Source organism: Micromonospora sp. DT227 (genome assembly GCF_049841835.1).
Classification (GTDB): Bacteria; Actinomycetota; Actinomycetes; order Mycobacteriales; family Micromonosporaceae; genus Micromonospora.
Window position 1 is genome coordinate 965,668 of record NZ_JBNCLA010000001.1, and the last position, 23,058, is coordinate 988,725.

The window sequence follows — 23,058 nt, forward strand, 5'->3', positions numbered from 1 at the left end:
TTAACACCACCCGGCAAGCCAGGATGTCTTGGCCAAGGTATGTTGGCTTTCATGTCACCCCAGCAGAAGCGGCAGATCACCGACCCGCAGGCGCTGCGCGCGCTCGCCCACCCCCTCCGGCTCACGCTCCTCGAACTGCTGACCGTCGACGGACCGGCCTCCGGCCGGAAGCTGGCGGACCGGACCGGCGAGTCCACGGCGTCCGTCAGCTACCACGTCGGCCAGTTGGCCAAGTGGGGCCTGGTCGAGCCGGCACCCGAGTTGGCGGAAGGCCGCGAACGGCCCTGGCGGGCAACCAGCCGGGGGATCACCTGGTCCGCGAACGGCGACGGATCACCGGAGTTCGTGGCCGCGTCCCGGGCGCTGCGGGAGCAGTTCATCGCGCAGCGGCTCGCCGCGCTGGAGGCCTACCAGCGTCACCAGGACGACTTCGACCCCGCCTGGCAGGAAGCGGCGTGGGTCGGCGAGGACATCGGTCATCTCGACCCGGACGAGCTGGTCGAGATGACCGAGCGCATCAAGGCGGTCGTCGGCGAGTACACCGCCGCCGCCCGGCCGCGCAGCGCCCGCGCCCGCCGCGTCGCCTTCTTCGGGTACGCCGTCCCGAGCCCCGACGGCCCGAACTGATGCTGCGTACGCCCGGATTGTTCGCCCTGTTCGCGGCGAAGCTGCTCTCCACCTTCGGTTCCTGGCTCACCCTGCTGGCGCTGCCGTGGTTCGTGCTGGTGACCACCGGTTCGCCGGTGCGGATGAGCGCCGTGCTGGCCGCGGAGTTCCTCGGCGTGGTGAGCCTGGGCCTGCCCAGCGGTCGGGTGGTGGCCCGGCTCGGGGTGCGCCGCACCATGCTGATCTGTGACGCCGCGCGCGTACCGCTGATGGCGCTGATCCCGCTGCTGCACCAGGCGCACTGGCTGAGCCTGCCGGCCCTGCTGGCCGTCTCGTTCAGTCTCGGCGCGTTCACCGCTCCCTACGTCTCCTCGCAGCGGCTCATCCTGCCCGAGCTGCTCGGCCCGGCGCGTGGCCGCGACGAGAAACTGCTGGCCCGGGCCAACGGCCTGATCGACGGCGCGACCCGGATCGCCGCCCTCGCCGGCCCCGCGCTCGGCGGCCTGCTCATCGCCCTGCTCGGCCCGGTCCAGGTGCTCTGGATCGACGCCGGCACCTACCTCGTCTCGTACCTCATCCTGATCGCCTTCGTCCGGCCGGCCGCGACCGCCGCGTCCGGCGCGCAGCGGGCCGCCGCGTCCGGCGCGCAGCGGGTCGCCGATCGGGCGGGTGGGCGGGGCACCACCTTGGCGGGCCTGCGCTACGCGCTGCGCCATCCGGCGCTGCGGCTCTTCGTGCTCGCCCAGACGTTCGTGACCCTCTCGATTCCCGCCGTGTTCATCTGCCTCCAGGTGCTGGTCCGGGAGGAGTTGGGTGGCGACCCCCGGACGTTGGGGCTGCTCACCTCGGCGAACGGCGCCGGCCTCGTCATCGGCAGCCTGGTGGCCGTCGCCGGCCTGGGGCGGATGACCAGATCCGCGCTCACCGCCGCCGCGCTGGTGCAGTGCGCCCCGCTGTGGCTGCTGCTCGTCGATCAGGTGGCCGTGGTGGCCGGTGCGCTGTTCCTGGTCGGACTGGCCACGCCGGTGCTGGCGGCGACCATCAACACGCGCGCCACCGTACGCGCCCCGGCGTCCCTCCGACCGCACGTGATGACCGCGGTGACGACCACCGAGAACCTGGCGGCGTTCGTCGGCTACACCGCTGCCGGGCCGGCGTTGCAGTTCAGCGGGCTACGTCCGGTCTTCGCCGGGATCGCCGCCCTGGCCGCCCTCGGCGCGGTCACCTTCACCGCGGCCCTGCGCCTCGACCGGCCGGCAACCAAGGTGCCGGATCGACGTCCGGCGATGTGACGACGTAACCAGACGCGCCTCAGGCCGGGACGGAGCCGCCGGTGTTCCTGATCATCCGGTGGAGCACCTTCAGCGTCGTGACGTAGTCCGCGTCGTCGATGCCCTCGTGGATGCGGGCACGGATCGTCGGCGCGTGCCGCTTGAGGTCGAGGCGGGCGGCCTCGCCGGCCTCGGTGATCGACAGCCGTCCGTCCTCGTCGCGGGCCAGCCAGCCGCGCTCCAGCAGCACCCGCGACTCGGTGTCCAGGTCGTCCTCGGCCCGCAGATAGGAGCGCATCGCCTGCCGTAGCTCGGCGACGGTCAGTCCGCCGCCCTGCGGCAGCAGGTCGTTCGGGGAGAGGTTGCGCAGCAGCCAGAACTGCGGCTGCGTGAAGCCGAGTTCGGCGTGCCGGGCGCGGGTGAAGGCGATGAGTGACTCGTAGGCCACGCCGGTCCAGTAGGCGGCGGGCTGGCCGGCCAGTTCGGCGTCGGACATCTGCGGCGTCGTCATGGATGCGAAGGTAGAACGTCAACCCGACTTCAGCTCAAGGGTTCACGCCTTGCGCCCCAGGCGACGAAGCGGGCGAACATGTCGGCGAGGTCCGGTGCACCGGCCGGGTTCAGCCGGTAGAGGTCGCGGGTCGCCTCGTAGAACAGCCCGCACAGGTAGAGCGACAGGCTGACGTTGTTGTCCGCGTACTCGTTCTTGAGCAGCAGGCGGGCGGTCGGGCAGGGCCACTGCTGGCCGCACGCCCGGCAGCACCACATCGGACGCAGCGGTGTGTGCGGCGCGGCATGCCGGGGGTACGGGCGTTGGTTGGTCACGGGCGCTCCTGTCGGTAGCGGGTAACGGACGAGTTCGGCTCCACTGCGTGACAGTGTCGTCACCGCGTCGCTAGGGTCGGAAGGCGTTCCACCCCCACCTTCCGGGCCGTCCGACCGGCCGTCTTCCGTGTGCAGCCGTGTGCAGAGGTGTGCAGATAATCCGTATGGCGTTGTGGGAGCTGTTCGCCGGTGAGCTGCGCCGGCTCCGTTCCGAGGCCGGGCTGACGCAGGAGGCGTTGGGCGAGCGGGTGAGCTATTCGGCGTCGCTGGTGGCGGCCGTCGAGCAGTGCCGGCGCGCGCCGCGGGCCGAGTTCACCGAGCGTTGCGACGAGGTGCTCGACGCCGGTGGCCTGCTGGTCCGCATCCGGGCCGCGCTGGTGCAGGAGTCGCTGTTGCCGTGGTTCCGCGAGTGGGTGGGCATCGAGCAGGAGGCGACCGCGCTGCGCAATTACGAGCCGCTGGTGATTCCGGGCCTGTTGCAGACCGAGGAGTACGCCCGCGCGCTGCACGAGGGCGCGAGTCCGCTTGTCGGTGAGGCGCTGGAGCAACAGGTGGCCGCGCGGCTGGCCCGGCAGGCGGTGCTGGATCAGCCCGCGCCGCCGCAGTTCGTGGCCGTGTTCGACCACTCGGTGCTGACCCGCCCGGTCGGCGGCCCGAAGGTGATGCGGGAGCAGTTGGCACACCTGGTCGAGATGGGCCGCCGGCCCCGGGTGCACCTGCACGTGGTGCCGGAGACGGTCGGAGCCCATCCGGGGCTCAACGGCGCGTTCGTGCTCGCCACCCCGGCCGACGGCGACGACGTGGGCTATCTCGACAACCAGTTGCACGGCACAATCGTGGAACGGACGACGGACGTGAACTCCCTGCGGCAGACCTGGGAGTCCGTCCGCGCGGAGGCGATGCCGCACGGGGCGACCCTGGCGGCGATCTCGGAGGCGGCGAACCGATGGAGCTGACCGGCGCGACCTGGCGCACGAGCACCCGCAGCAGCGGCAATTCCGGCAACTGCGTTGAGGTGGCGGACAATCTGCCCGGCGTGGTCGGGGTCCGCGACAGCAAGGACCGGCAGGGGCCGGCGCTGACGTTCACGCCGGCGAACTGGGCGGCGTTCGTCGCCCACACCAAGCGCGCCTGACCAGCCCCGCCACCGGCGCTTGCCTGTGACGGACGGAGGGCCGTGACCGTTGACGGGTGCCGGCGCCGACATCGGGCAGGCCGCTCGCGCTACATGGGCTCAGTCGGTGTGGCGGCCTCTGTCGCGAGCACGACCGGCATGTCCGGGTAGGGATCCCTGATCGGTGCGCGGCCGGCACGAGCCCTCTCTCGCACCTCCGCCAGCGTAGGGCCGGCGACGTAGTGTCTTCCTCGCCGTTCACCGCGCGCTTCCAGCAGACCCTGTTCGGCAAGGCTGGTCAGGTCGCGGGTGGCCGTCCGCTCCTCGACGTCGGCGAGCTTGACGTACCCGGAGCGGCGGACGCGGTATCCCAGAACCGCCTCGTAGAGCAGGTCCGTGACTCGCTCGGGGAGCCGTCGCTCGGCCACGATCGAATCCAACTCCGACCAGATCCCGGAGGCCTCCCGGAACCGACGAGCCACGGTCTGTGCCTGCATGTGATGGGCACGCAGGTTGAACGCCACCCAGAGGTGTGCCGACCCCTCGGGATTCCAGTGCCCCCGGCCGGTGGCGGCCAGCACCCGGTAGTAGTCCTCGGTGTTGCTGCCCAACCACTCCTCGATGCTGGAGAACGCAGGCTCCACGATGGCCCGCCGCGACAGCACCAGTGTCTGGAGCGCCCGCGCCATCCGTCCGTTGCCATCGCGGAACGGATGGATCATCACGAGGTTCAGGTGTGCCATCGCTGCTTTGACGAGCGGAGAGGTGGTGGCATCCGACCGCAGGTCCGCAGCCAGTTCCTCCATGAGGTGCGGTACGTCGTCGGAGTCCGCGCCCTCGTACACCCGCCGGTCGGTCCGCTCGTCGTGGACGTAGATCGGCCCCTTGCGGTATTGCCCAGGGCTCTTCGCCAGGTCGTGCGAGAGCATCATGTAATGCATGCTGCGGATGGCCGACGTCTCGAAGCGGAAGTACGGATCCCCGGCGGTTTGCAGCACATAGCCCAGGGCCTGCCGATACCCTCGGATCTCCGCGAAGGTGCGATCGTCGGCGCTCAGTGGCTCCTCGCCGTCAAGTGCGGCGGCGGCGTCGTCCTCGGCGACGACGTAGCCCTCGATGCTGTTGGAGCCCAGAATCGCCCGGGCCAGCATGGTGCGCCGTAGCCCACCGGTCCAGCGGCGAGGGGTGCGCAGAACATCCGCGAGCGTGTGTCGCATGTCGTGGATTTCAGCCAGAACGACTCGATCGTGGTCATCGAGTTCCGGGTTCGTGTAGATCATCTCATGTCCTAATGTCTCTTAGTAAGAGACAAGAATACCTACAGCCGAGACCTTTGTCTCTTAGTAAGAGACAAAGAGTCATCGCGCCTCGTCAGGGGACCGATGGCGGCCAGCGACGCGTACGCCACTCGTCCCAGCTCGTGAACCCGGCCGGTGGGGCGTCGACGGGTTCGCTGCCGTCGAGTTCGCCAGGTGTGGGGATCTCGATGGTGGCGGCCCACCCGGCGAGTTCCTCGTCGGTCATGGGCCACGTCGTGTGCGGCGCCTCGGCCTGCCGCTGATCGCGTCGCCGGCGCTGCTCGGCGGCGGTGAGTGCGAAGTAGTGCAGCTCCACCGTCGCGCCGAGGTCCGCCGCGGCCTGGCGCAGCGCGGAGCGTTCGTCCCGACTCCAGAGGCCGAAGTCGAGCACGACGTTGGTGCCGAGTTCGAGCGCGCGCAGGCCGATCTGGATGAGCCGTCCCTCGATCACGTCCTGAGCCGATGACGGGTTCTCGGGCCCGTACAGGGCTTTGACCCACTCGTCCTTCGTGAGACGAAGCGCCTGTCGCTCCCGTTCGATGCGCCGAGCGGCGGTGGTCTTGCCGGTGCAGGGGAGCCCCACGGTCAGATACAGCGTCGGTCGCCTCGTCATCGCCACACCCAATGGTCACGCCCGGCGGCGTAGTTCGCGGAGCACGCCGTGCCGGCGGAGCGCCCACGCGAGGCGCCGGGCGCTCGGATGGCGGACGAACAGCACCGCCGCCCGGCGGATCAGGCCGAACCGGTCGTCGCTCACCTGGCGGTCGACCGCCTGCCAGATCAGCTCGCGCACGTCCGCGCTGTCCAGCATCGTGCGCACCTCGCGGCGTACCGCGGGGTCCTCGGTCGCCGACGTGATGGCGGTGGCCCGGGCCGGTCGGTCCGCGAGCGGCTCCACCGCCGCGGCGACCAGTGGCCGGCGGACCGTGTCGCGCTCCAGCAGCAGCAACACCGCCTCCCGGACCTCGGTGGTCGCCAGGCCGGACCGCAGCAGACCCAGCAGGCTCCGCTCGACCTCGCCGTCCCGGTCCGGGCCGGACAGCGCGGCCAGCAGCACTGTCACCTCGTCGAGGTCGACGAGGTGACGCAGCCCGTCGCGGAACTCCGGAAGCCCCCAGGCCACCGACAGCCCTCTGGCGAGATCGTGGTTCATGCGCCACTGGCTACCCGGAGCCGGCAGCCGGCGAAACGCCGGAGGGCGTCTTGCCATGCTGATTGACTGGTGTTCTACTTAACCATAACAATCGTGAGGGGGCTCACCAGGTGATCAACTTTCATGTCGACCGGTCCAGCAGCGTCCCCGCCTACGCCCAACTGGTGCGGCAGGTCCGCGAAGGGCTGCGGATCGGGACGCTGCAACCCGGGGACCAGCTCCCCACCGTGCGCAGCGTGGTGACCGCGTGCACGGTCAACCCGACCACCGTGCTCAAGGCCTACCGGGAGCTGGAGCTGTCCGGTCTGGTGGAGGCGCGGCAGGGGGCGGGCACGTTCGTCAGCGGGACGCTCGGCTCCACCGACCCCCATGTGATGGCCCGCCTGCGGAGCAGCCTCGCCCGGTGGCTCGGCCAGGCCCGGGAGGCCGGCCTGGAGGACGAGGACGTCCAGGCGCTGCTCGCCTCGGTGATCGTGGAGAACTCCACGCGCCAGAAGCGGGAGGGTGCCGCGTGAGCGGGCAACCCCTCGCCGTCGAGGCACGTGGGCTGAGCCGGCGTTACGGCAGCGTGTGGGCGCTGCGGGAGTGCGCCTTCCAGTTGCCGGCGAACCGCATCGTCGCGTTGGTCGGCGCGAACGGCGCGGGCAAGTCGACGTTGCTGAGCATCATCGCCGGCACGCTGGCGGCCACCAGCGGCACGCTGCTGGTGCACGGCCGGCCGGTGACCCGGGGCGGTTCCACCGACGGCGGGAGCAGGGTCGCGATCCTGGCCCAGGACAAGCCGCTCTACCGCGACTTCACCGTGTCGGAGATGCTCCGCTTCGGCCGGGCGACGAACCGCGTGTGGGACCAGCAGCGCGCGCTGTCGTGGCTGCGGCGCTTCGACATCCCGCTGGACCGTCGCTGCGGCAGGCTCTCCGGCGGGCAGCGGGCCCAGGTCGCGCTGGCCGTCGCGTTGGGCTCCCGCCCGGCCGTGCTGCTGTTGGACGAACCCCTCGCGAACCTGGACCCGGTGGCCCGTACGGAGGTGACCGGCGAACTCATGGCGGAGGCCGCCGACGCCGACATGACGGTCGTGCTGTCGACCCACATCATCGCCGAACTCAGTGGCGTCGGTGACCACCTGCTGCTGCTCGACGCAGGCCGACCGGTCCTCGCCGGCGACGTCGAGGAGTTGCTCGACAGCCACCTCCGGCTGACCGGGCCCCGGGCGGACCAACCACCCGGCCCAGGCACGATCGTCCAGGCCCAGCACACCGAACGCCAGTCCACCTTCGTCGTCCGGCAGGCGGCGCCACCGACGGCGCACGCCGTCGTGGCCCCCGGCTGGACCGCCCAGCCCATCACCCTCGACGAGTTGATCCTGACCCATCTCAAGGCGTCGTCCAGGGCGTCGCACGAGCGGAAGGCAGCCGCATGAGCCTGGTCACCGACGTGTCCGCCCACCCGAATCGCCGGGACGACCTCGGGTACGCCGGGGGCGTACGCGGTCTGCTCTGGCTGACCTGGCGTCAGCACCGGTGGACCCTGATCGGCACGCTGGTCCTGGCCGCAATCCTGGTGGGCTGGATGACCTACCTGTCCGTGGAGCTGACCAGCCTCTGGCACCAGTGCCACGAGGCGTTCTGCCCGGAGGACTCCCCGCAGGGCCAGCGGCTCGCCGGGTCCTCGCCCCTGGTCCTGGCCATGGCCGCCCTGTTGCGGGTGGTGCAGTGGATGCCGCTGCTGATCGGCGTGTTCGTCGGCGTTCCGGTGCTGACCAGGGAACACGAGCAGCGCACCCTGCTGCTGGCCTGGAGCCAGGACGTCTCCCCGCAACGCTGGCTGTGGACCAGGCTGGCCCTGCTCGGCCTGTTCGTGGCCGCCGTGACCGTGGCCGTCGGCGGGGTCAGTGACCATCTGGAGCGGACCCGGGCCCTGGTGGGCCCGGTCAGCCTGTTCGAGTACGAGTCGTTCCTGAACACCGCGATGTTGCCGGTCGTGATCAGCCTCTGCTGGTTCGCGATCGGGGTCGCCCTCGGCGCGGTGCTCAGGCGCACGCTCCCCGCCGTGTTCGGCGTGATCGTGGGCTTCGTCGGCCTGACCTACCTCGTCCAGTGGCGCTATCCCACGCTGATGACGCCGTTGTCCGCGCACCGTCCCATCGGCGGGCCGAACCTCGACGTGCTGCGCGACAACGCCCTGGTCGTCGACGGCGGCATGATCGACTACGGGGTCGACGGGCCGTCCGGCGCGTACGACGCCTCCGGGCGCGAGCTGACCGGCGTCGAGCTGCAACGCCTCTGCCCGCCCGACAACGGCAGCGGCCGGACGCTCGCCTGCTTCACCGAGCACGGTCTGGAGCAGCACCTGCTCTACCAGCCGGGCAGCCGGATCCCCGACTTCCACCTGATCGTCGCGGGCGGCTACCTGGGGCTGGCCGTGGCGGCGCTGCTGACCGTCTGGTGGATCGTGCGCCGCACCGATCTCAGCGCGGGCTGAACCGGGCCGGGTTGCTGCTTGCCCGGAAAGTTACCGACGAGTAGCGTTCGGGCATGACCATCGACTCTCGCCAGGTGGCGGCCGGTCTCCTCGAAGCCGTGCCGTTCGCCCGTACGCTCGGCATCGAGATCGTCGAGGTGGCGCCCGAGGCCGACGGCGGGGTCCGCGCCGTGGTCCGGCTCCCCGACGACCCGGCGCACCACAACCACGTGGGCGGCCCGCACGCCGGCGCCATGTTCACGCTCGGCGAGACCGCCTCCGGCGCGGTCGTGCTCGCCGCGTTCGGGCAGGTGCTCGACCGGGCCGTACCACTCGCCGTGACCGCCACCATCGGCTACCGCAAGGTGGCGATGGGGCCGGTGCTGGCGACGGCGCGGCTCGCCCGCCCGCCCGCCGACGTGCTGGCCGAGCTGGCCGCCGGGCAGCGGCCCGAGTTCGACGTCGAGGTCGAGATCGGCACCGAGGACGGCACCGTCACCTCGGCGCTCACCGTGACCTGGACGCTGCGCCCGAACCGCTGACACGCGAAGCGGGTTTGCCCGGGGAGCCGCCTGGATAGATTCAGGCAATGCTGGGCCTACCCGCGCACGTGACCGCGTGTCTCTTCGATCTCGACGGGGTGCTGACGCAGACCGCCAAGGTGCACAACGCCGCCTGGGCCGAGACGTTCGACGCGCTCCTGCGACGCCGGTCCGCCGAGACCGGCGAGCCGTTCCACCCGTTCGACAGCGGACCGGACTACAACCGGTACGTGGACGGAAAACCGCGCGCCGACGGGGTGCGATCGTTCCTCGCCTCCCGTGGCATCACGCTGCCCGAGGGCACCCCCGACGATCCGCCGGACGCCGACACCGTCAACGGCGTCGGCAACCGCAAGAACGTCGTCCTGCTCCAGCGCATCGCGCACGACGGCGTCGAGGTCTACGACGGCTCGGTGCGCTACCTGGAGGCCGCCAAGACCGCCGGGCTGCGCCGGGCGGTGGTGTCGGCCAGCGCCAACTGCGAGGCCGTGGTGCACGCCGCCGGGCTGGACCGCTGGCTGGAGGCGCGGGTCGACGGCGTGGTCGCCCGCCAGCGCGGGTTGCAGGGCAAGCCGCACCCGGACACGTTCCTGGAAGGCGCCCGGATGCTCGGCGTCGAACCGGCGAACGCCGCCGTCTTCGAGGACGCGCTCGCCGGGGTGGCCGCCGGGAAGGCCGGCGGCTTCGGGTACGTGATCGGCGTGGACCGGGTCGGCCAGGCCGACGAACTGCGCGCGCACGGCGCCGACGTGGTGGTCACCGACCTCGCCGAGCTGCTGACCACGGAGTCGGCCCGGTGATCCGGGAACGGTCGTACCCGGTCGAGCCCTGGCACGTCCGCGAGGTCCGCCTCGACATGGACGTGCTGGCCCAGTCCGAGTCCGTGCTCGCGCTCTCCAACGGCCACATCGGGCTGCGCGGCAACCTCGACGAGGGCGAACCGCACGGCCTGCCCGGCACGTACCTGAACTCGTTCTACGAGCTGCGTCCGCTGCCCTACGCGGAGGCCGGCTTCGGCTTCCCCGAGTCCGGGCAGACGATCGTCAACGTCACCAACGGCAAGCTGATCCGGCTGCTCGTCGACGACGAACCGCTCGACGTCCGCTACGGCGAACTGATCGACCACGAGCGGGTCCTCGACCTGCGCGCCGGCACGCTCCAGCGGGAGGTGCACTGGCGGTCCCCGGCCGGCCGCGAGGTCAAGGTCCGCAGCACCCGGCTGGTGTCGTTCACCCACCGCTCGGTGGCCGCGATCAGCTACGAGGTGGAGGCGGTCGACGGGCCGTTGCGGCTGATCCTCCAGTCCGAGCTGGTGGCCAACGAGTCACTGCCGCCGCAGAGCCGGGACCCCCGGGTGGCCGCCGTGCTGGAGTCGCCGTTGCTGGCGGAGGAGGAGCTGACCACGGCCGACGGCGGCCTGCTCATCCACCGCACCAAGGTCAGCGGCCTGCGGGTCGCCGCCGCCATGGGCCACGACGTGCACGGCCCGGAACGCACCACCATCGAGTCCGAGGGGTACGAGGACTGGGTCCGCACCACCATCGGCTGTGTGCTCAAGCCCGGCGAGAAGCTGCGGGTGATCAAGTACCTCACGTACGGCTGGTCCAGCCGACGATCCCTGCCGGCGCTGCGCGACCAGGTCGGCGCCGCGCTGTCCTCCGCCCGCCTCGACGGCTGGGACGGGCTGCGCCGGGCGCAGCGGGAATACCTCGACGAGTTCTGGGACGCCGCCGACGTCCGGGTCGAGGGCGACCCGGAGGTGCAGCAGGCGGTCCGCTTCGGTCTCTTCCACGTGCTCCAGGCCGGCGCCCGCGCGGAACGCCGGCCCATCTCCGCCAAGGGCCTCACCGGTCCCGGGTACGACGGCCACGCGTTCTGGGACACCGAGATGTTCGTGCTGCCGGTGCTCACCTACACCCAGCCGAGCGCGGTACGGGACGCGTTGCAGTGGCGCTACGACACGATGGCCCAGGCGCAGGAGCGGGCCCGCACGTTGAACCTCGAAGGCGCGGCGTTCCCGTGGCGCACCATCGAGGGGCCGGAGTCGTCGGCGTACTGGCCGGCCGGGACCGCCGCGTTCCACATCGCCGCCGACGTCGCCGACGCGCTGCGCCGCTACGTGCTGGTCACCGGCGACGAGGCGCTGGAACGCGAGATCGGGCTGGAACTGCTCGTCGAGACCGCGCGGCTGTGGCGCTCGCTCGGCCACCACGACCGGGCCGGCCGGTTCCACATCGACGGGGTGACCGGCCCGGACGAGTACACCGCGGTGAAGAACGACAACGTCTACACCAACCTGATGGCGCAGCGGAACCTGCTCACCGCCGCCGACTGCGCGATGCGCTACCGCGACCAGGCCATGGACCTCGGCGTCACCGAGGAGGAATCGGCCGCCTGGCGGGACGCCGCGAACGACATGCACGTCCCGTACGACTCGGACATCGACGTGCACGAGCAGGTGGAGGGCTTCACCCGGTTGCAGGAGTGGGACTTCGAGCACACGCCGCCGGAGAAGTACCCGCTGCTGCTGCACTACCCGTACTTCGACCTGTACCGCAAGCAGGTGGTGAAGCAGGCCGACCTGGTGCTGGCCATGCACTGGCGGGGCGACGCGTTCAGCGCCGCCGAGAAGCTGCGCAACTTCACCTACTACGAGCGCCGCACCGTCCGGGACTCGTCGCTGAGCGCCTGCACGCAGGCGGTGCTGGCGGCCGAGGTGGGCTTCCCCGAGCTGGCCCACCGCTACCTGCGCGAGGCCGCGCTGATGGACCTGCACGACCTGAACGAGAACACCCGCGACGGCGTGCACATGGCGTCCCTGGCCGGCGCCTGGATCGCGTTGGTCGCCGGCTTCGGCGGGCTGCGCGACCACGACGGGACGCTGTCCTTCACGCCCCGGCTCTCCAGCCGGCTCAGCCGCCTGGAGTTCTCGTTGCAGTGGCGGTCGATGCGGCTGCGGGTCGACGTCCGACCGCACCAGACCACGTACTCGCTGCGCAACGGCGGCCCGGACACGGTGCTGGACCTGCTGCACCACGGCGAGCCGCTGCGGGTCACCTGCGCCCGGCCGGTCACCGTGCCGGTGCCGCCGGCGCACCCGTCCGGGTCGCAGCCGGAGCAGCCGCCGGGTCGGGCGCCGCTGATGCACCTGCCGGAGCACGCCGGCTGAGCGGTTCGCGTGCGGCGCGCGGTCCCGCCCGGGTGGGCGGGACCGCGCTGTCCGCGTACCTCAGAACTGGCGGCCGTTCGACGGACGCCCGCCGGCGTCGCGCGGCGCCACCGCCCGCGGGTCCTCGGGGGTACGCGCCGACGCGGCCCGGTCGGCCCACTCCGGCGAGCCCTCCAACTCCTGTTCGCGACGCTTCTGGTCGGTGAGTTCCTGGTCTCGCTCCCGGTCCTGTTTCGCCATCGGAGATCCTCGCGATCGGTCGGGGTCCGTGGTCACGCCGCGCGTTCCCGCCCGGGCGGGGCTCAACCGTCCAGGTGGCGGGCGAAGCTCTGGCGGAGGTGGTTCTTCGGCCGGGAACCGACGATCGAGCCGACCACCTCGCCGTCGCGGAAGACCAGCATGGTCGGCGCGGACATCACCCGGTGGGCCCGCGCGGCAGCCGGGTTCTCGTCGATGTTCAGGGTGACGAAGCGCAGCGCGTCGCCGAACTCCTCGGCCAGCTCGGCCAGGTGCGTCGAGACCACCCGGCAGGGCGGGCACCACTCGGCCCAGAAATCGACCACCACCGGTCGGTCGGCGGCCAGCACCGTCGCCGCGAACGTGGCGTCGGTGACCGCGGTCAGTCGGCCGGTCTGCGTGTCCTGAGGCATGTTTCCTCCCGTTGGGCGATCGCGTGGGCGAGTTGGTCGTGCAGGCGGCGGCGGACCGCGCCGAGCCGGTCGAGATAGTCGTCCACCTCGGCGAGCTTGCGTCGCAGCACCGCCACCGAGTCGGGGCAGACGTCGCCGGAGTCGTGCCCGGCGCGCAGGCAGGCGACGAACGGGCGGATGTCGTCCAGCCCGAAGCCGATCGCCAGCAGGGACCGGATCTCGTGCACGACACGCAGCTCCGCCTCGTCGTACACCCGGTAACCGTTGGCGGACCGGCGTGGCCGGACCAGTCCCTGGCTCTCGTAGTAGCGCAGTGTGCGGGCGCTCGTACCGGCCCGTTCCGCCAGCTCCCCGATCCGCATCCGTGCCCCCGCCCGCCGTCCGTCCCTCGCCCCGCCGACGCTAAACCTTGCCGCCAACGTCAAGGCAACCCACGCGCTCCCGTCCCTCCCCGCCGTTTGCTCGGCGATCATGAAGTTGGCGGGGTGGGGGAGCGCTTTCCCGGCCGCCAACTTCATGATCGCCGGGGGGCGGGGTATGCCCGGGGACGGAGGTGAGGGGTGTGCGTGAGGTTTCGGTGCCGGTGGTGGAGGGTGGGCTCACCGGGGACGTCTCCGTTCCGTCCGGGGCCGGCGGGGTGGTGCTGTTCGCCCACGGGAGCGGCAGTTCCCGGCACAGCCCGCGCAACGTGGCGGTGGGTCGGGCGCTCAACGCGCGCGGACTGGCCACCGTGCTCGTCGACCTGTTGACGGTCGACGAGGAGGCCCGGGACGAGGTCACCGCCGAGCTGCGCTTCGACATCGGGATGCTCGCCGAACGGCTGGCCGGCATCGTCGACTGGATGGGCGCCGATCCGGAGCTGGGACGCCTGCCGTTCGGGCTGTTCGGCGCCAGCACCGGCGCGGCCGCCGCCCTGGTCGCCGCCGCGGCCCGCCCGGACCGGGTGGGCGCGGTGGTCTCCCGGGGCGGCCGGCCGGACCTGGCCGGCAGCTCACTGACCGCGGTACGCGCACCCACGCTGCTGCTCGTCGGCGGGCTGGACGAGCAGGTGATCACGCTCAACGAGCAGGCGCGGGACGAGCTGGGGGAGGTGGCGGAGCTGCGGATCGTGCCGGGCGCCACCCACCTCTTCGAGGAGCCCGGCACGTTGGAGCAGGTGGCCGACCAGGCCGGCGCCTGGTTCGTCGCCCACCTGCGCCACCCGCATCCGGCCTGACCCGCCGATGCCCGGGGTTGCCGGCGTCGGCGGGTCAGCCGGTGGCGTTCGCCGGGCCAGCCGGGTCAGCCGGGTCAGCCGGTGGCGTGGGCCCGGTCAGCCGGGGTCAGCCGGTGGCGTCGGCGGGTCAGGCGGGGTCAGCCGGTGGCGTCGGCGGGTCAGGCGGTGGCGTCGGCGGGTCAGGCGGTGGCGTCCACGCCGGCGGCTCGCGCAGTCCCGCCGGACCGGTGCCGCTGCACGGTGTCCAGCACCCGCCAGAGCACCGCGGCGATCGGCACCGAGACGAACGCGCCGGCGACGCCGGCGACGAGCGTGCCGGCGGTGACCACCACCAGGATGACCGCCGGGTGCAGCTGCACCTGCCGACGCATCACGAGCGGCTCCAGCAGGTTGCCCTCGATCTGCTGCACCGCGATCACCGCCGCCAGCGTGAGCAGGGCGGTGGTCGGGCCGTTCGCGGCCAGCGCGACGAGCACGGCCACCGCGCCGGCCACGGTGGCGCCGATGATCGGCACGAACCCGCCGAGGAACGTGATCAGGGCGAGCGGCAGCGCGAGCGGGACGCGCAGCACGACCAGCGCCAGCCCGATGCCGATGGCGTCGATCGCCGCGATGATCATCGTGCCCCGGCTGTACGCGCCGAGCGTCCGCCAGCCGGCCCGGCCGGCCTCGGCGGTCACGTCGCGACGCGGCCCGGTCAGCCGGCGCAGCACCCAGTGCCACATCGACCGGCCGTCCTTGAGCAGGAAGAAGAGGAGGACCAGGCCGAGCAGCAGCGCGCCGGCCACCTCGGCGACCTTCTGCGCGCCGGCGACCGGGTCGGGGGCGCCGGAGCTGACGCCCTGCCGGATCTGCTCGACCAGCTTGTCGAGCTGCTGGTCGCTGACCGGCAGCGTGGACGTGACGAAGTCACGGCTGCGTTGCAGGCCCTCGTCGAGTTGCTGGCTCAACTCCCCGAACTGACTGGCGGTGAGGTTCCAGACCAGGACGCCGGCGCCGGCCAGCACCCCGAGCAGCAGCAGGACGGTGAGCAGCGCGGCCGGCGCGGCCGGCACCCGGAGCCGGCGCAGCCGCACCAGCACCGGGTCGAGCAGCGCGGTGAGGAACAGCGTGCCGGCCAACGCCACGGCCAGCGGCGCCAGCAGCACCGCGATCTGCCCGAGCAGCCACAGCCCGGCGGCCACCACCAGGAGGCAGAGGCTCCAGGTGACCGCCGTGCGCACCGGCCAGGGCAGCCCCGCCCACGTCTGCCGGGGCCCGACCCGTGTCGGCTCGGGATGGGCCGGCTCGGCATGGGCCGCCTCGGCATGGGCCGCCTCGGCATGGGCCGCCTCGGCATGGGCCGCCTCGGCATGGGCCGCCTCGGCATGGGCCGGCTCGGAGCGAGGCGGGTCGAACCGGGCCCTGGCGGGGCGTGCCGGGTCGGGCGTACCAGCGTCGTCGTCCACGTCGCCTCCTCGATCGTGGCCGTTGGTACCCGACCCGGCCGAATCCGACACCCGGTCCGTCATCGCCCGTCCGGTGTTTGCCACCCCGGCCCCGGGGAAGGCTTTCAAGGTACCGAAGGGAGATGCGACATGAGTGACTTCATGGACAAGGCCCGAGACTTCGCCGACAAGCACGACAAGCAGGTCGACCAGGGCATCGAGAAGGCCGGCGACATGGCCGACAAGCGCACCGGCGGCAAGTACGACCAGCAGATCGACAAGGGCGTCGACATGGCGCAGCAGCGCACCGGCGAGGGCGACACCGGACGCTGAGCATCCGGACGACGGATCCCGGGCCACCCCGAGACGGGTGCCCGGGATCCGGTGTGTCCGGCGCGTGTTCCGGGCAGCCGCGTACCCCGGGCAGCGGGACCCGTCGGTGGCGGGGAGCCGGGCGGGCCGCTCAGTCGGGCAGGCTGCCCAGCAGGCGGGTCACCGCGATCTCCAGCACCACCCGTTCCGGGTTCGGGCGCGGGGTGCGGTAGCGCTCGGCGTACCGGCGTTCGGCCTCGGCCACCGACTCGGGGTCACGACGCACCACCGCCCGGCCCTCCACGGTCAACCACCAGCGGCCGTCGACCTGGCACACCGCGACCGGCGTGCCCGCCGGGCCCGCGCCCGCCACGTGCCGCGCCTTCGCCGAACCGCCCGAGGTGATCACGCGGGCCAGGCCGGCGTCCGGGTCGAAGGTCACCCCGACCGGTACGACGTGCGGCGTGCCGTCGGCGCGCAACGTGGTCAACGTGGCGAGGTGCCGGTCGGCGAAGAAGCGCGCGACCCGCCCGTCGTGCGGATCCAACCCGTGCCGCCCAGCCATGCCGTCTCCTCACTCGTCCCCGAGCCCGATCATCACATGCCGAACCGGCGGCGCGCCGGACGACGAGACATACGCCATGCCCGATGTCCGGAGCAAGGCTCCCAGGTGTGCTCTTCTTCACGCCAAGGTGGACAGTGGGTGTACCGAACGCTTCATAAGGTGACCCCGTGTGCCCATCGTCGCGGTGGGTGCCGTTCGAATCGGGGGAATCGTCGTGTCACTGTCGTACCGCCGTGTCGCCGTCAGAGGCGCCGGCCTGCTAGCCATGGTCCTGCTGGCCGGGGCCGCCGCCACACCCGTGCAGGCCGTCACCGGCGGTGCCGCCGTGACCGACGGCTCCTACGCCTTCGCCGCCAAGATCTCGATCGGTCCGGCCGACCGCTCGTGCAGCGGCGCGCTCGTCGATCCGTGGTGGGTGCTCACCGCCAAGAGCTGCTTCAGCTTCGACGGTCAGCCCGTCGTCGACGGCAAGCCGGCGCGGCCCACCACGGTCACCGTGGGGCGCTCCGACCTGACCACCTCGACGGGTGCCACGTCGTCGGCCTTCCGGGTCGTGCCGCACCCCGACCGCGACGTCGCGCTGGTGCGGCTGACCCGCCGGGTGGACGTCGCGCCGGTGGCGCTCGGCACCGCGCCGGTCGTGGGCGAGCAGCTCACCGCCGCCGGCTTCGGCCGTACGGCCACCACCTGGGTGCCGGACCAACTGCACACCGGGCCGTTCGAGGTGCAGAGCGTCGGCGCCGGTACGACCGGCATCCTCGGCACCGGCACGGCCGGCATCTGCCGGGGTGACCTGGGCGGCCCGACCGTCCGCACGACCGGCGGCACGCCCCGGCTGGTCGGCCTGCACCACTCCTCCTGGCAGGGTGGCTGCCTCGCCGAGACGGAGACCCGCCGGGACGCGGTGGACACCCGGGTCGACGACCTCGGCCCGTGGCTCACCGCCACCATGCCCCAGGGGCCGGCCACCGACCAGTACGGCGACATCAACTTCCTCTACGTCTACGCCAACGGCGACATCGCGCCGCAGACGTTCCCGGCCACGTCGACCGGCGGGTTCGGCAGCCCGCTCGGTGCCTGGCGGGGCGGCGCCGGCGCGTACGCCACGGACCGGGTGAAGGTGTTCAACGACGACTTCGACGGCGACGGCGTCGACGACCTCGCGGTCATGTCCACCACCACCGCCAACGCGTTCGCGCTGGACACGTTCGTCACCCGCCCGGACGGCACCCACGGCGCACCGGTCCGCTCCTGGACCTCGCCCAACTTCGGGCACCTGACCAGCATGAAGATGGCCTCGGGCGACATCAACGGCGACGGTCGGGCCGACCTCACCGCCTTCTACGGCTACGCCAGCGGCGACGAGGCGTGGATCAACTGGCTCGCCCGGCCCGACGGCGGGTTCGACGCGCCGATCGAGGCCTGGCGGGCGTCGAACTTCGGCAGCTGGGCCAGCACCAGCGTCTTCGCCGGTGACGTGACGGGCGACGGGCGGGCCGACGCCAGCCTCTTCTACGCGTACGGCAACGGCTCGATGGCGGCCATCACCTGGCCGGGGCAGGCGGACGGGAAGTTCGGCGCCGGCTACACCTCGTGGTCCGTCGCGGCGGACAAGGCGCCCGGCGCCCTCTCCACCCTGAAGATCGTCGACGGCGACTTCACCGGTGACGGGCGGGCCGACGTGGCCGCCCTCCAGACCAAGGACAACAAGCTGCGCCTGCTGACCTGGACCGGCAAGCCCGACGGCAACTTCACCGACCCGGTCGAGTCGTGGTCGTCGTCGATCTTCGGGCAGTTCGCCAGCATCAAGCTGGTCGGCGGCGACTACAACGGCGACCGGCGGGACGACCTGGCCGTCCTCTACAAGTACCCGGACAACGGGCTGGGCCTGCACACGTTCACCTCGACGCCGACCGGCGGGTTCAACGTGCCGCTCGCCTCCTGGCGGGTCGGCTCGGGCGTCTACGGCTGGTGGCCGAGCATGCGGATGGACGGCGAGTAGGACCGACCGGACGAGCCCCGGACCGGTGTCCCTCCGCCCTGTGCGGAGCGGCACCGGTCCGGAGCCGTGTCAGGGGCCGGGAACCGTGTCAGGCGGGGCCGTACCTCTACCGGAGGCGTTGACAGGGGGCCCGTGCTTGCGGGGCGGCGCGGGTCAGGGGCGGCGCGGCGGGGCGGCGGGCAACGATGTGGCGGGGGCGTCGCGCGGCGCGCGTTGCGCCGCCCGGTGCTTGGCCGCCAGCCGGCCCAGATAGAACAGCGCGCCGGCCAGCACGCCCATGTCGTCCAGGTAGATCGGGTCGGGGAGCAGGTCCACCGGCAGGATCGTGTAGATCAGCGCGCCGTAGAAGGCGACCTTGCCGCCGGCGCCGAGCGCGCCCAGCATGCGACGGGTGCGAACCACCCGGATCGCGAGCAGCACCGCGCCGACCAGCGTCGCGGCCGCGACGACGGCGGCGACAACAACGAGCACCCAGGTTTCACGGGACACGACACCACGCTAGCGGAGCCGGGCCGCCGCCGCCCGGACGCTCAGTACGCCGGCACGGCCGCCCGGCCCCGGGCCACCGGCGTCAGCTCCCGGGTGGTCTCCGCGACCGGCGTCGCGGTCGGCAACTCCCGCGTGCTCTCCGGGCCGGCGAAGCCCACGATGGAGAGTGCCGCCTGCGGCTCGACGACCGGGTGCAGCGCCGCGAACGCCTCCTCGCGCAGGCTCCGCGCCGCCGCGGCGGCCGTCTCGGCGGCCCGCCAGGCGGCCTGCTCCCGCTCCGACGCGGCACGCTGCCGGGCGAGCAGATTGTCCCGTACCAGCCGGCGCAGCAGCAGCTCCTGCTCCACCGGGTGCCGGCTCGGGTCCCAGCCGCGCCCGCCGAGGATGTCGCTGAGCTGCTGCACGCTGATCTCCTTGCGCCACTGGGCGTCCAGCGCCGCCCGGTGCAGCCAGCGCTCCCGGTCCGCGTACTCGGCCGGGGTGCGGGCGGTCCGGGGCAGCGGCAGGGCCGCGGCGGCGGCCAGCCGGCGGACGTCCTCCTCCGCCGCCTGGCAGGCGAGCCACGCCGCTTCGGCCTCGTCCTGGGCGGCCAGCCACTCGGCCCGACGCCGCTCGGCGGTCACCGTCGCGCGGGACGCGGCCACCGACACCTCGTCCGCGTACCGGGCCCGTTCGCGGGTCCGCTCACGGTCCTGCTCGGCCCGGTCGATGCTGCTCGGCCGGGCGGCGTCGCTGATCCGTTCGCCGAACACCGCACGGAACCGGGTGGGGCGGACGACAAGCGCGGCGACCACGACCGCCGCCAGGGCGAGCAGGGCCAGCCAGATCACGGCGGCGGCGGGGACGTCCGGCAGGACGGTGGAGAAGACGGTCTGCATACCAGCACCTCGCGGTGGAACTGTTCACGATCAACGGGTGGGCCCGGCATCGGGCGGAGTGCGCGTCGGCGCGCGACGGGTGCGCGGGTGGGGCGGCCTGCGGTGGGGCCGCGCCGGGGCGACCGGAAAGGTGGCCCGTCAGGCGCGCGGCGGCCCGCGGCGGGCGATGGTCGCCCGGCCCGCGTCGTCGGTGACCGTGACCTCGACGGCCGGGATCGGCGCGAGGGACGCGTCGTCGAACCGGTCGGCGACGGACGGGCCGGTGGCCGAGTGGGTGACCGCCCACGCCGCGGCCGCGGCGGTGCCCGGCCTGGCGACCGACGCGGCCTCACGGCCGGCGTCGTCGGTCGACGGCGCACGGGTGTCGGTCACCGTGACGACGGCGGGACGCGTCACCGTGGCGGCGTCGGCGGAGGTGGCGGCGATGCCCTGGAGGCCGGCGATCAGCGCCAGCGTGGCCAGGGCCGTGCGGGCGATCCGGCGCAGCATCGCCGTCCAGGTGGACGAGGCGAACGCTACGGGCAGCACCCCCTCAACCTATCGGTTGATGCCGGCTCACGCAGCTCGACGATCTTCCCGGTTACGTGAGCCGGCCCACGGATCGGTGTGGACGGACCTTCTTCTTCGCTTCGGACCAGGTCGACGGATGCATCGACGACGATGAGATTGTCGACAGTTTTCGGCTGGTCGGGCGGGGCACACTGGCGCGGACGACCCCCCATCGCGAGGAGAAACCATGGGCGTACGCCGCACCACCACCGCGCTGGTCGCCGCGCTGACCGCCGCCACCGTCCTGGGCGCCACCCCGGCTCACGCCGCGACCACCTCGGTCGACACCGGGCCGCTACGACCGGTGGCCGCCGTCGACGTCGACCGGTACGCGGGCGACTGGTACCAGGTCGCCGCCATCCCGCAGTGGTTCGAGATCCAGTGCTTCAAGAACGTCAAGGCCCGGTACGACGTTCAGCCCGACGGGACCGTCGGCGTCCGCAACACCTGCCGGACGATCCTCGGCACCACGAGCACGGTCACCGGCCGGGCCCGGAGCGAGAACCCGCCCGCCGACTCGGCGCTCACCGTCTCCTTCCTCCGACTCGGCGACCGGTGGATCTACCTGGGCGGCCCCAACTACGTGGTGATCGGGCTGGACCCGGAGTACCGCTGGGCGGTCGTCGGCGACCCGGACCGCAGCAGCGGTTTCGTGCTGTCCCGCCAGCCCGCGCTGGACGCGGCGCAGCTCGCCGACGTGCGGGCCACGCTCACCGACAACGGCTACGACCTCTGCGACTTCCGCACCACCCGGCAGGACGGCGGCGCCCGGGCCGGCGCGTTCTGCTGACAGCCCGGCCCATTTCGGGGGATGCGCGCCGCCCCGACGCCGAACGGCGCGGCACCCGCCGGGTGCCGCGCCGTTCAGCCGTGCGAGGTCAGTGGCCGTCGATGACCGGCGGCGGGGCGGCCCGGCCGTCCCCCCAGACCATGTCGTCCTCGGTGAGCCAGGTCAGCCGGCCGTCGGACTCGTCGTCGGAGTTGCCGCGTGCGCCCAGCACCCCGTTGCGGCCGGCCGTCGCGGGCCGCCCGGTGCGACCGGTCGACCTGCCCTCCGTGTCGACGGCCAGGCTCCGGCCGGAGGTGAGCCGGCCGGTGCCGGCCGCCGAGCGACTCTCCGCGCCGGACACGCCGCCGAACCGGCCCGGGGCGGCGGCGTTGGCGGTGCCGGCGAGCGAGCCGGTGCTCAGCACGCCGGGGCCGCCGAAGAGCCCGCCCCCGCCGGCCGGCACGGTCGGCTGGGCGCCGCCGGGGCCGAAACCCGGGCCGCCGCCGATCGCCGGGCCGCCGGGGACGGTGGTCAGCGGGCCGGCGCCGGCCAGCGACGTGCCGCTCGGGTCGACCGTGCCGCCGGTCAGGACCGGACCCGGGACGCCCGCACCGGGACGACCGCCCGGTGTGCCGTCGCCCGGCGTACCGCTGGTCGGGGCCGTGTGGTGCACGCCCGAAGTGGTCGCGGAGGCGTGCGCCCCGGGGCCGAAGCTGCCCAGGCTCGGGCCGGACGACGGGGTCCGGACCGACGGGCCGTCGTGCAGCGTCGGATCCCGCGGAGCGTGGTGGCCGGGCAGCTCGCTCCCGGGCGGCTCCGGCGCGACGACCCGGCCGTACGCCGAGAAGTCGTAACCCTCGGCCAGCTTCGCCACCACCCGCACCATCCGCTGGTGCGCCTTCTCCTGCTCGGCCTCGTCCTGCTGGTGGCCGATGATGCCACCGATCACCGCGCCCGGGCCGCCGCCGAGCAGGAAGCCCTTGCCGGCACCGGAGAGCAGCTTGTCGTGGTCGTCGGTCTTCTCCGGGCGCTCCGCCTCGGCCTGGGCGGCGCGCAGGTCGCCGGCCATCATGTCCAGCGCCTGCCGGATGCCGGTCATGCCCTCGGCCAGGTCGCCGGAGTAGCCGGCGACCATGGTGAGCCGGCGCTGGAACTCGCGACTCGCGTCCCCGGTCCAGCTCTTGGCCAGCGCGTCCAGGTCGGCGGTGAGGTCACGGGACAGGTCGTCGAGCGTGCCCTTGAGGGAGGTCCAGCGGGCGCTCAGCCCGTCGATCTGCGCCGGGTCGCCGGCGTCGACGCCCTGGTAGAGCTCCTCGTGGCTGACGTGCTCGTAGCGCCGGGTGTACTCAGACACGGGGCTCCTCCCTCGGCTGCGTCATCGCCTCGTTCAGCCCGGCGAGGGCGGCCGCGATGTCGGCCGCGGCGGCGGCGTTGCGGGCCTCGGCGGTCCGGTAGTTCTTCATGATCGTCGCGGTGGCCTCGCGGGCGGCCAGGATCGCCCGGCGCAGCCGGTCGACGTGGTCGACGTAGCTCTGGTGCGTCTCGGCGTACCGGCGTGAGTTGTCGGTCGCGTCGGTGAACGTGCCAAGCGCGGGGGGCCGGCACTGCATCTCGGTGTTGAGCGTGCGCAACACCGACTCGGCCTCGTGCAGACGCCGTTCGAGCCGCTTGTGGAAATCCTCCAGGGAGAGAACGTCGACTGTGGTGCGCCCGGTCATGGCGGAATCCCCGTTGTCCTCGTCGAGAGCCGGTGGCCGTGCTCA

The 23,058-nt window shown here is 72.8% G+C and carries 29 protein-coding genes; 14 read left to right on the top strand and 15 right to left on the bottom strand.

Annotation, left to right across the window (positions count from 1 at the left end; translation table 11 throughout):
• The first annotated feature begins 51 nt into the window (after positions 1 to 51).
• Together ACLQ2W_RS04745 and ACLQ2W_RS04750 are read left to right on the top strand one after the other, a co-directional pair.
• On the top strand, positions 52 to 627 hold the full coding sequence (locus ACLQ2W_RS04745; protein ID WP_425785359.1) for a winged helix-turn-helix domain-containing protein: 576 nt from the start codon (positions 52 to 54) through the stop codon (positions 625 to 627).
• Positions 627 to 1,898, top strand: coding sequence for an MFS transporter (locus ACLQ2W_RS04750; protein ID WP_425785360.1), 1,272 nt, complete (start codon positions 627 to 629; stop codon positions 1,896 to 1,898). Before ACLQ2W_RS04745 ends, ACLQ2W_RS04750 begins: the two co-directional genes overlap by 1 nt.
• 19 nt (positions 1,899 to 1,917) lie before the next feature.
• Here the strand turns inward: ACLQ2W_RS04750 and ACLQ2W_RS04755 are convergent, their stop codons facing one another.
• Together ACLQ2W_RS04755 and ACLQ2W_RS04760 are read right to left on the bottom strand one after the other, a co-directional pair.
• Complete coding sequence (locus ACLQ2W_RS04755) at positions 1,918 to 2,388, bottom strand: MarR family winged helix-turn-helix transcriptional regulator (protein WP_425785361.1); 471 nt, start codon at positions 2,386 to 2,388, stop codon at positions 1,918 to 1,920.
• Between the two features lie 29 nt (positions 2,389 to 2,417).
• Complete coding sequence (locus ACLQ2W_RS04760) at positions 2,418 to 2,645, bottom strand: hypothetical protein (RefSeq protein ID WP_425786014.1); 228 nt, start codon at positions 2,643 to 2,645, stop codon at positions 2,418 to 2,420.
• Between the two features lie 221 nt (positions 2,646 to 2,866).
• Here ACLQ2W_RS04760 and ACLQ2W_RS04765 point away from each other — a divergent pair, with 221 nt between their 5' ends.
• Both ACLQ2W_RS04765 and ACLQ2W_RS04770 read left to right on the top strand, forming a co-directional pair.
• Positions 2,867 to 3,658: a helix-turn-helix domain-containing protein gene (locus ACLQ2W_RS04765; protein WP_425785362.1), complete on the top strand. Its 792-nt coding sequence runs from the start codon at positions 2,867 to 2,869 to the stop codon at positions 3,656 to 3,658.
• Positions 3,649 to 3,837 (top strand): DUF397 domain-containing protein, encoded by a 189-nt coding sequence (locus ACLQ2W_RS04770; protein WP_425785363.1) that lies wholly within the window; start codon positions 3,649 to 3,651, stop codon positions 3,835 to 3,837. The genes ACLQ2W_RS04765 and ACLQ2W_RS04770 overlap by 10 nt, the downstream gene beginning before the upstream one ends.
• Positions 3,838 to 3,926: 89 nt before the next feature.
• Here ACLQ2W_RS04770 and ACLQ2W_RS04775 read toward each other — a convergent pair whose 3' ends face one another.
• The 3 genes from ACLQ2W_RS04775 to ACLQ2W_RS04785 all read right to left on the bottom strand — a co-directional run bounded on the left by ACLQ2W_RS04775 (position 3,927) and on the right by ACLQ2W_RS04785 (position 6,267).
• The gene (locus ACLQ2W_RS04775) at positions 3,927 to 5,096 is read right to left on the bottom strand and encodes a Fic family protein (protein WP_425785364.1); all 1,170 of its coding nucleotides are present in this window, start codon (positions 5,094 to 5,096) and stop codon (positions 3,927 to 3,929) included.
• A gap of 91 nt (positions 5,097 to 5,187) precedes the next feature.
• Positions 5,188 to 5,727 (bottom strand): AAA family ATPase, encoded by a 540-nt coding sequence (locus ACLQ2W_RS04780; RefSeq protein ID WP_425785365.1) that lies wholly within the window; start codon positions 5,725 to 5,727, stop codon positions 5,188 to 5,190.
• Between the two features lie 15 nt (positions 5,728 to 5,742).
• The gene (locus tag ACLQ2W_RS04785; protein WP_425785366.1) at positions 5,743 to 6,267 is read right to left on the bottom strand and encodes a hypothetical protein; all 525 of its coding nucleotides are present in this window, start codon (positions 6,265 to 6,267) and stop codon (positions 5,743 to 5,745) included.
• Between the two features lie 110 nt (positions 6,268 to 6,377).
• Here ACLQ2W_RS04785 and ACLQ2W_RS04790 point away from each other — a divergent pair, with 110 nt between their 5' ends.
• The 6 genes from ACLQ2W_RS04790 to ACLQ2W_RS04815 are packed head-to-tail and all read left to right on the top strand — an operon-like array spanning position 6,378 to position 12,438.
• Positions 6,378 to 6,782 (top strand): GntR family transcriptional regulator, encoded by a 405-nt coding sequence (locus ACLQ2W_RS04790; RefSeq protein ID WP_281943375.1) that lies wholly within the window; start codon positions 6,378 to 6,380, stop codon positions 6,780 to 6,782.
• Positions 6,779 to 7,687, top strand: a complete 909-nt coding sequence (locus ACLQ2W_RS04795) for an ABC transporter ATP-binding protein (protein ID WP_425785367.1) — start codon at positions 6,779 to 6,781, stop codon at positions 7,685 to 7,687. The genes ACLQ2W_RS04790 and ACLQ2W_RS04795 overlap by 4 nt, the downstream gene beginning before the upstream one ends.
• Positions 7,684 to 8,748, top strand: coding sequence for an ABC transporter permease (locus ACLQ2W_RS04800; protein WP_425785368.1), 1,065 nt, complete (start codon positions 7,684 to 7,686; stop codon positions 8,746 to 8,748). The genes ACLQ2W_RS04795 and ACLQ2W_RS04800 overlap by 4 nt, the downstream gene beginning before the upstream one ends.
• 53 nt (positions 8,749 to 8,801) lie before the next feature.
• Positions 8,802 to 9,269 (top strand): DUF4442 domain-containing protein, encoded by a 468-nt coding sequence (locus ACLQ2W_RS04805; protein ID WP_107154791.1) that lies wholly within the window; start codon positions 8,802 to 8,804, stop codon positions 9,267 to 9,269.
• Positions 9,270 to 9,316: 47 nt separating this feature from the next.
• Positions 9,317 to 10,069 (top strand): HAD family hydrolase, encoded by a 753-nt coding sequence (locus ACLQ2W_RS04810; RefSeq protein WP_425785369.1) that lies wholly within the window; start codon positions 9,317 to 9,319, stop codon positions 10,067 to 10,069.
• The gene (locus ACLQ2W_RS04815) at positions 10,066 to 12,438 is read left to right on the top strand and encodes a glycoside hydrolase family 65 protein (RefSeq protein ID WP_425785370.1); all 2,373 of its coding nucleotides are present in this window, start codon (positions 10,066 to 10,068) and stop codon (positions 12,436 to 12,438) included. Before ACLQ2W_RS04810 ends, ACLQ2W_RS04815 begins: the two co-directional genes overlap by 4 nt.
• A gap of 60 nt (positions 12,439 to 12,498) precedes the next feature.
• On the opposite strand, the gene ACLQ2W_RS04820 is transcribed toward ACLQ2W_RS04815, so the two are convergent.
• The 3 genes from ACLQ2W_RS04820 to ACLQ2W_RS04830 all read right to left on the bottom strand — a co-directional run bounded on the left by ACLQ2W_RS04820 (position 12,499) and on the right by ACLQ2W_RS04830 (position 13,450).
• Positions 12,499 to 12,678: a hypothetical protein gene (locus tag ACLQ2W_RS04820; protein WP_405092194.1), complete on the bottom strand. Its 180-nt coding sequence runs from the start codon at positions 12,676 to 12,678 to the stop codon at positions 12,499 to 12,501.
• Between the two features lie 62 nt (positions 12,679 to 12,740).
• Positions 12,741 to 13,088 (bottom strand): thioredoxin, encoded by a 348-nt coding sequence (trxA, locus tag ACLQ2W_RS04825; protein ID WP_405092195.1) that lies wholly within the window; start codon positions 13,086 to 13,088, stop codon positions 12,741 to 12,743.
• On the bottom strand, positions 13,058 to 13,450 hold the full coding sequence (locus ACLQ2W_RS04830; RefSeq protein ID WP_405092196.1) for a MerR family transcriptional regulator: 393 nt from the start codon (positions 13,448 to 13,450) through the stop codon (positions 13,058 to 13,060). The genes trxA and ACLQ2W_RS04830 overlap by 31 nt, the downstream gene beginning before the upstream one ends.
• Positions 13,451 to 13,641: 191 nt before the next feature.
• Between ACLQ2W_RS04830 and ACLQ2W_RS04835 the strand changes: the two genes are divergently transcribed.
• On the top strand, positions 13,642 to 14,304 hold the full coding sequence (locus tag ACLQ2W_RS04835) for a dienelactone hydrolase family protein (RefSeq protein ID WP_425785371.1): 663 nt from the start codon (positions 13,642 to 13,644) through the stop codon (positions 14,302 to 14,304).
• A 179-nt stretch (positions 14,305 to 14,483) separates the two neighbouring features.
• Here the strand turns inward: ACLQ2W_RS04835 and ACLQ2W_RS04840 are convergent, their stop codons facing one another.
• Positions 14,484 to 15,752, bottom strand: a complete 1,269-nt coding sequence (locus ACLQ2W_RS04840; RefSeq protein ID WP_425785372.1) for an AI-2E family transporter — start codon at positions 15,750 to 15,752, stop codon at positions 14,484 to 14,486.
• A gap of 129 nt (positions 15,753 to 15,881) precedes the next feature.
• On the opposite strand from ACLQ2W_RS04840, the gene ACLQ2W_RS04845 reads away from it, so the two are divergent.
• Positions 15,882 to 16,064, top strand: a complete 183-nt coding sequence (locus ACLQ2W_RS04845; protein ID WP_107154798.1) for an antitoxin — start codon at positions 15,882 to 15,884, stop codon at positions 16,062 to 16,064.
• A 130-nt stretch (positions 16,065 to 16,194) separates the two neighbouring features.
• Here ACLQ2W_RS04845 and ACLQ2W_RS04850 read toward each other — a convergent pair whose 3' ends face one another.
• Positions 16,195 to 16,608 (bottom strand): pyridoxamine 5'-phosphate oxidase family protein, encoded by a 414-nt coding sequence (locus ACLQ2W_RS04850; protein WP_405092199.1) that lies wholly within the window; start codon positions 16,606 to 16,608, stop codon positions 16,195 to 16,197.
• A 214-nt stretch (positions 16,609 to 16,822) separates the two neighbouring features.
• On the opposite strand from ACLQ2W_RS04850, the gene ACLQ2W_RS04855 reads away from it, so the two are divergent.
• Positions 16,823 to 18,610: a trypsin-like serine protease gene (locus ACLQ2W_RS04855; protein ID WP_425785373.1), complete on the top strand. Its 1,788-nt coding sequence runs from the start codon at positions 16,823 to 16,825 to the stop codon at positions 18,608 to 18,610.
• Positions 18,611 to 18,763: 153 nt separating this feature from the next.
• On the opposite strand, the gene ACLQ2W_RS04860 is transcribed toward ACLQ2W_RS04855, so the two are convergent.
• The 3 genes from ACLQ2W_RS04860 to ACLQ2W_RS04870 all read right to left on the bottom strand — a co-directional run bounded on the left by ACLQ2W_RS04860 (position 18,764) and on the right by ACLQ2W_RS04870 (position 20,505).
• A complete protein-coding gene (locus ACLQ2W_RS04860) occupies positions 18,764 to 19,099 on the bottom strand; it encodes a hypothetical protein (protein ID WP_405092202.1) in 336 nt (111 codons plus the stop codon).
• Positions 19,100 to 19,140: 41 nt separating this feature from the next.
• Positions 19,141 to 19,977 (bottom strand): hypothetical protein, encoded by an 837-nt coding sequence (locus ACLQ2W_RS04865; protein WP_405092203.1) that lies wholly within the window; start codon positions 19,975 to 19,977, stop codon positions 19,141 to 19,143.
• 138 nt (positions 19,978 to 20,115) lie between these two features.
• Positions 20,116 to 20,505: a hypothetical protein gene (locus tag ACLQ2W_RS04870; RefSeq protein ID WP_425785374.1), complete on the bottom strand. Its 390-nt coding sequence runs from the start codon at positions 20,503 to 20,505 to the stop codon at positions 20,116 to 20,118.
• Between the two features lie 208 nt (positions 20,506 to 20,713).
• Here ACLQ2W_RS04870 and ACLQ2W_RS04875 point away from each other — a divergent pair, with 208 nt between their 5' ends.
• Positions 20,714 to 21,316, top strand: a complete 603-nt coding sequence (locus ACLQ2W_RS04875; protein WP_405092205.1) for a lipocalin family protein — start codon at positions 20,714 to 20,716, stop codon at positions 21,314 to 21,316.
• Positions 21,317 to 21,404: 88 nt separating this feature from the next.
• Here the strand turns inward: ACLQ2W_RS04875 and ACLQ2W_RS04880 are convergent, their stop codons facing one another.
• Both ACLQ2W_RS04880 and ACLQ2W_RS04885 read right to left on the bottom strand, forming a co-directional pair.
• Complete coding sequence (locus tag ACLQ2W_RS04880) at positions 21,405 to 22,649, bottom strand: WXG100 family type VII secretion target (RefSeq protein WP_425785375.1); 1,245 nt, start codon at positions 22,647 to 22,649, stop codon at positions 21,405 to 21,407.
• Positions 22,642 to 23,013 carry a hypothetical protein gene (locus ACLQ2W_RS04885; RefSeq protein ID WP_425785376.1) on the bottom strand — a complete coding sequence of 124 codons (372 nt, stop codon included), beginning with the start codon at positions 23,011 to 23,013 and terminating at the stop codon, positions 22,642 to 22,644. Before ACLQ2W_RS04885 ends, ACLQ2W_RS04880 begins: the two co-directional genes overlap by 8 nt.
• Positions 23,014 to 23,058: the final 45 nt, after the last annotated feature.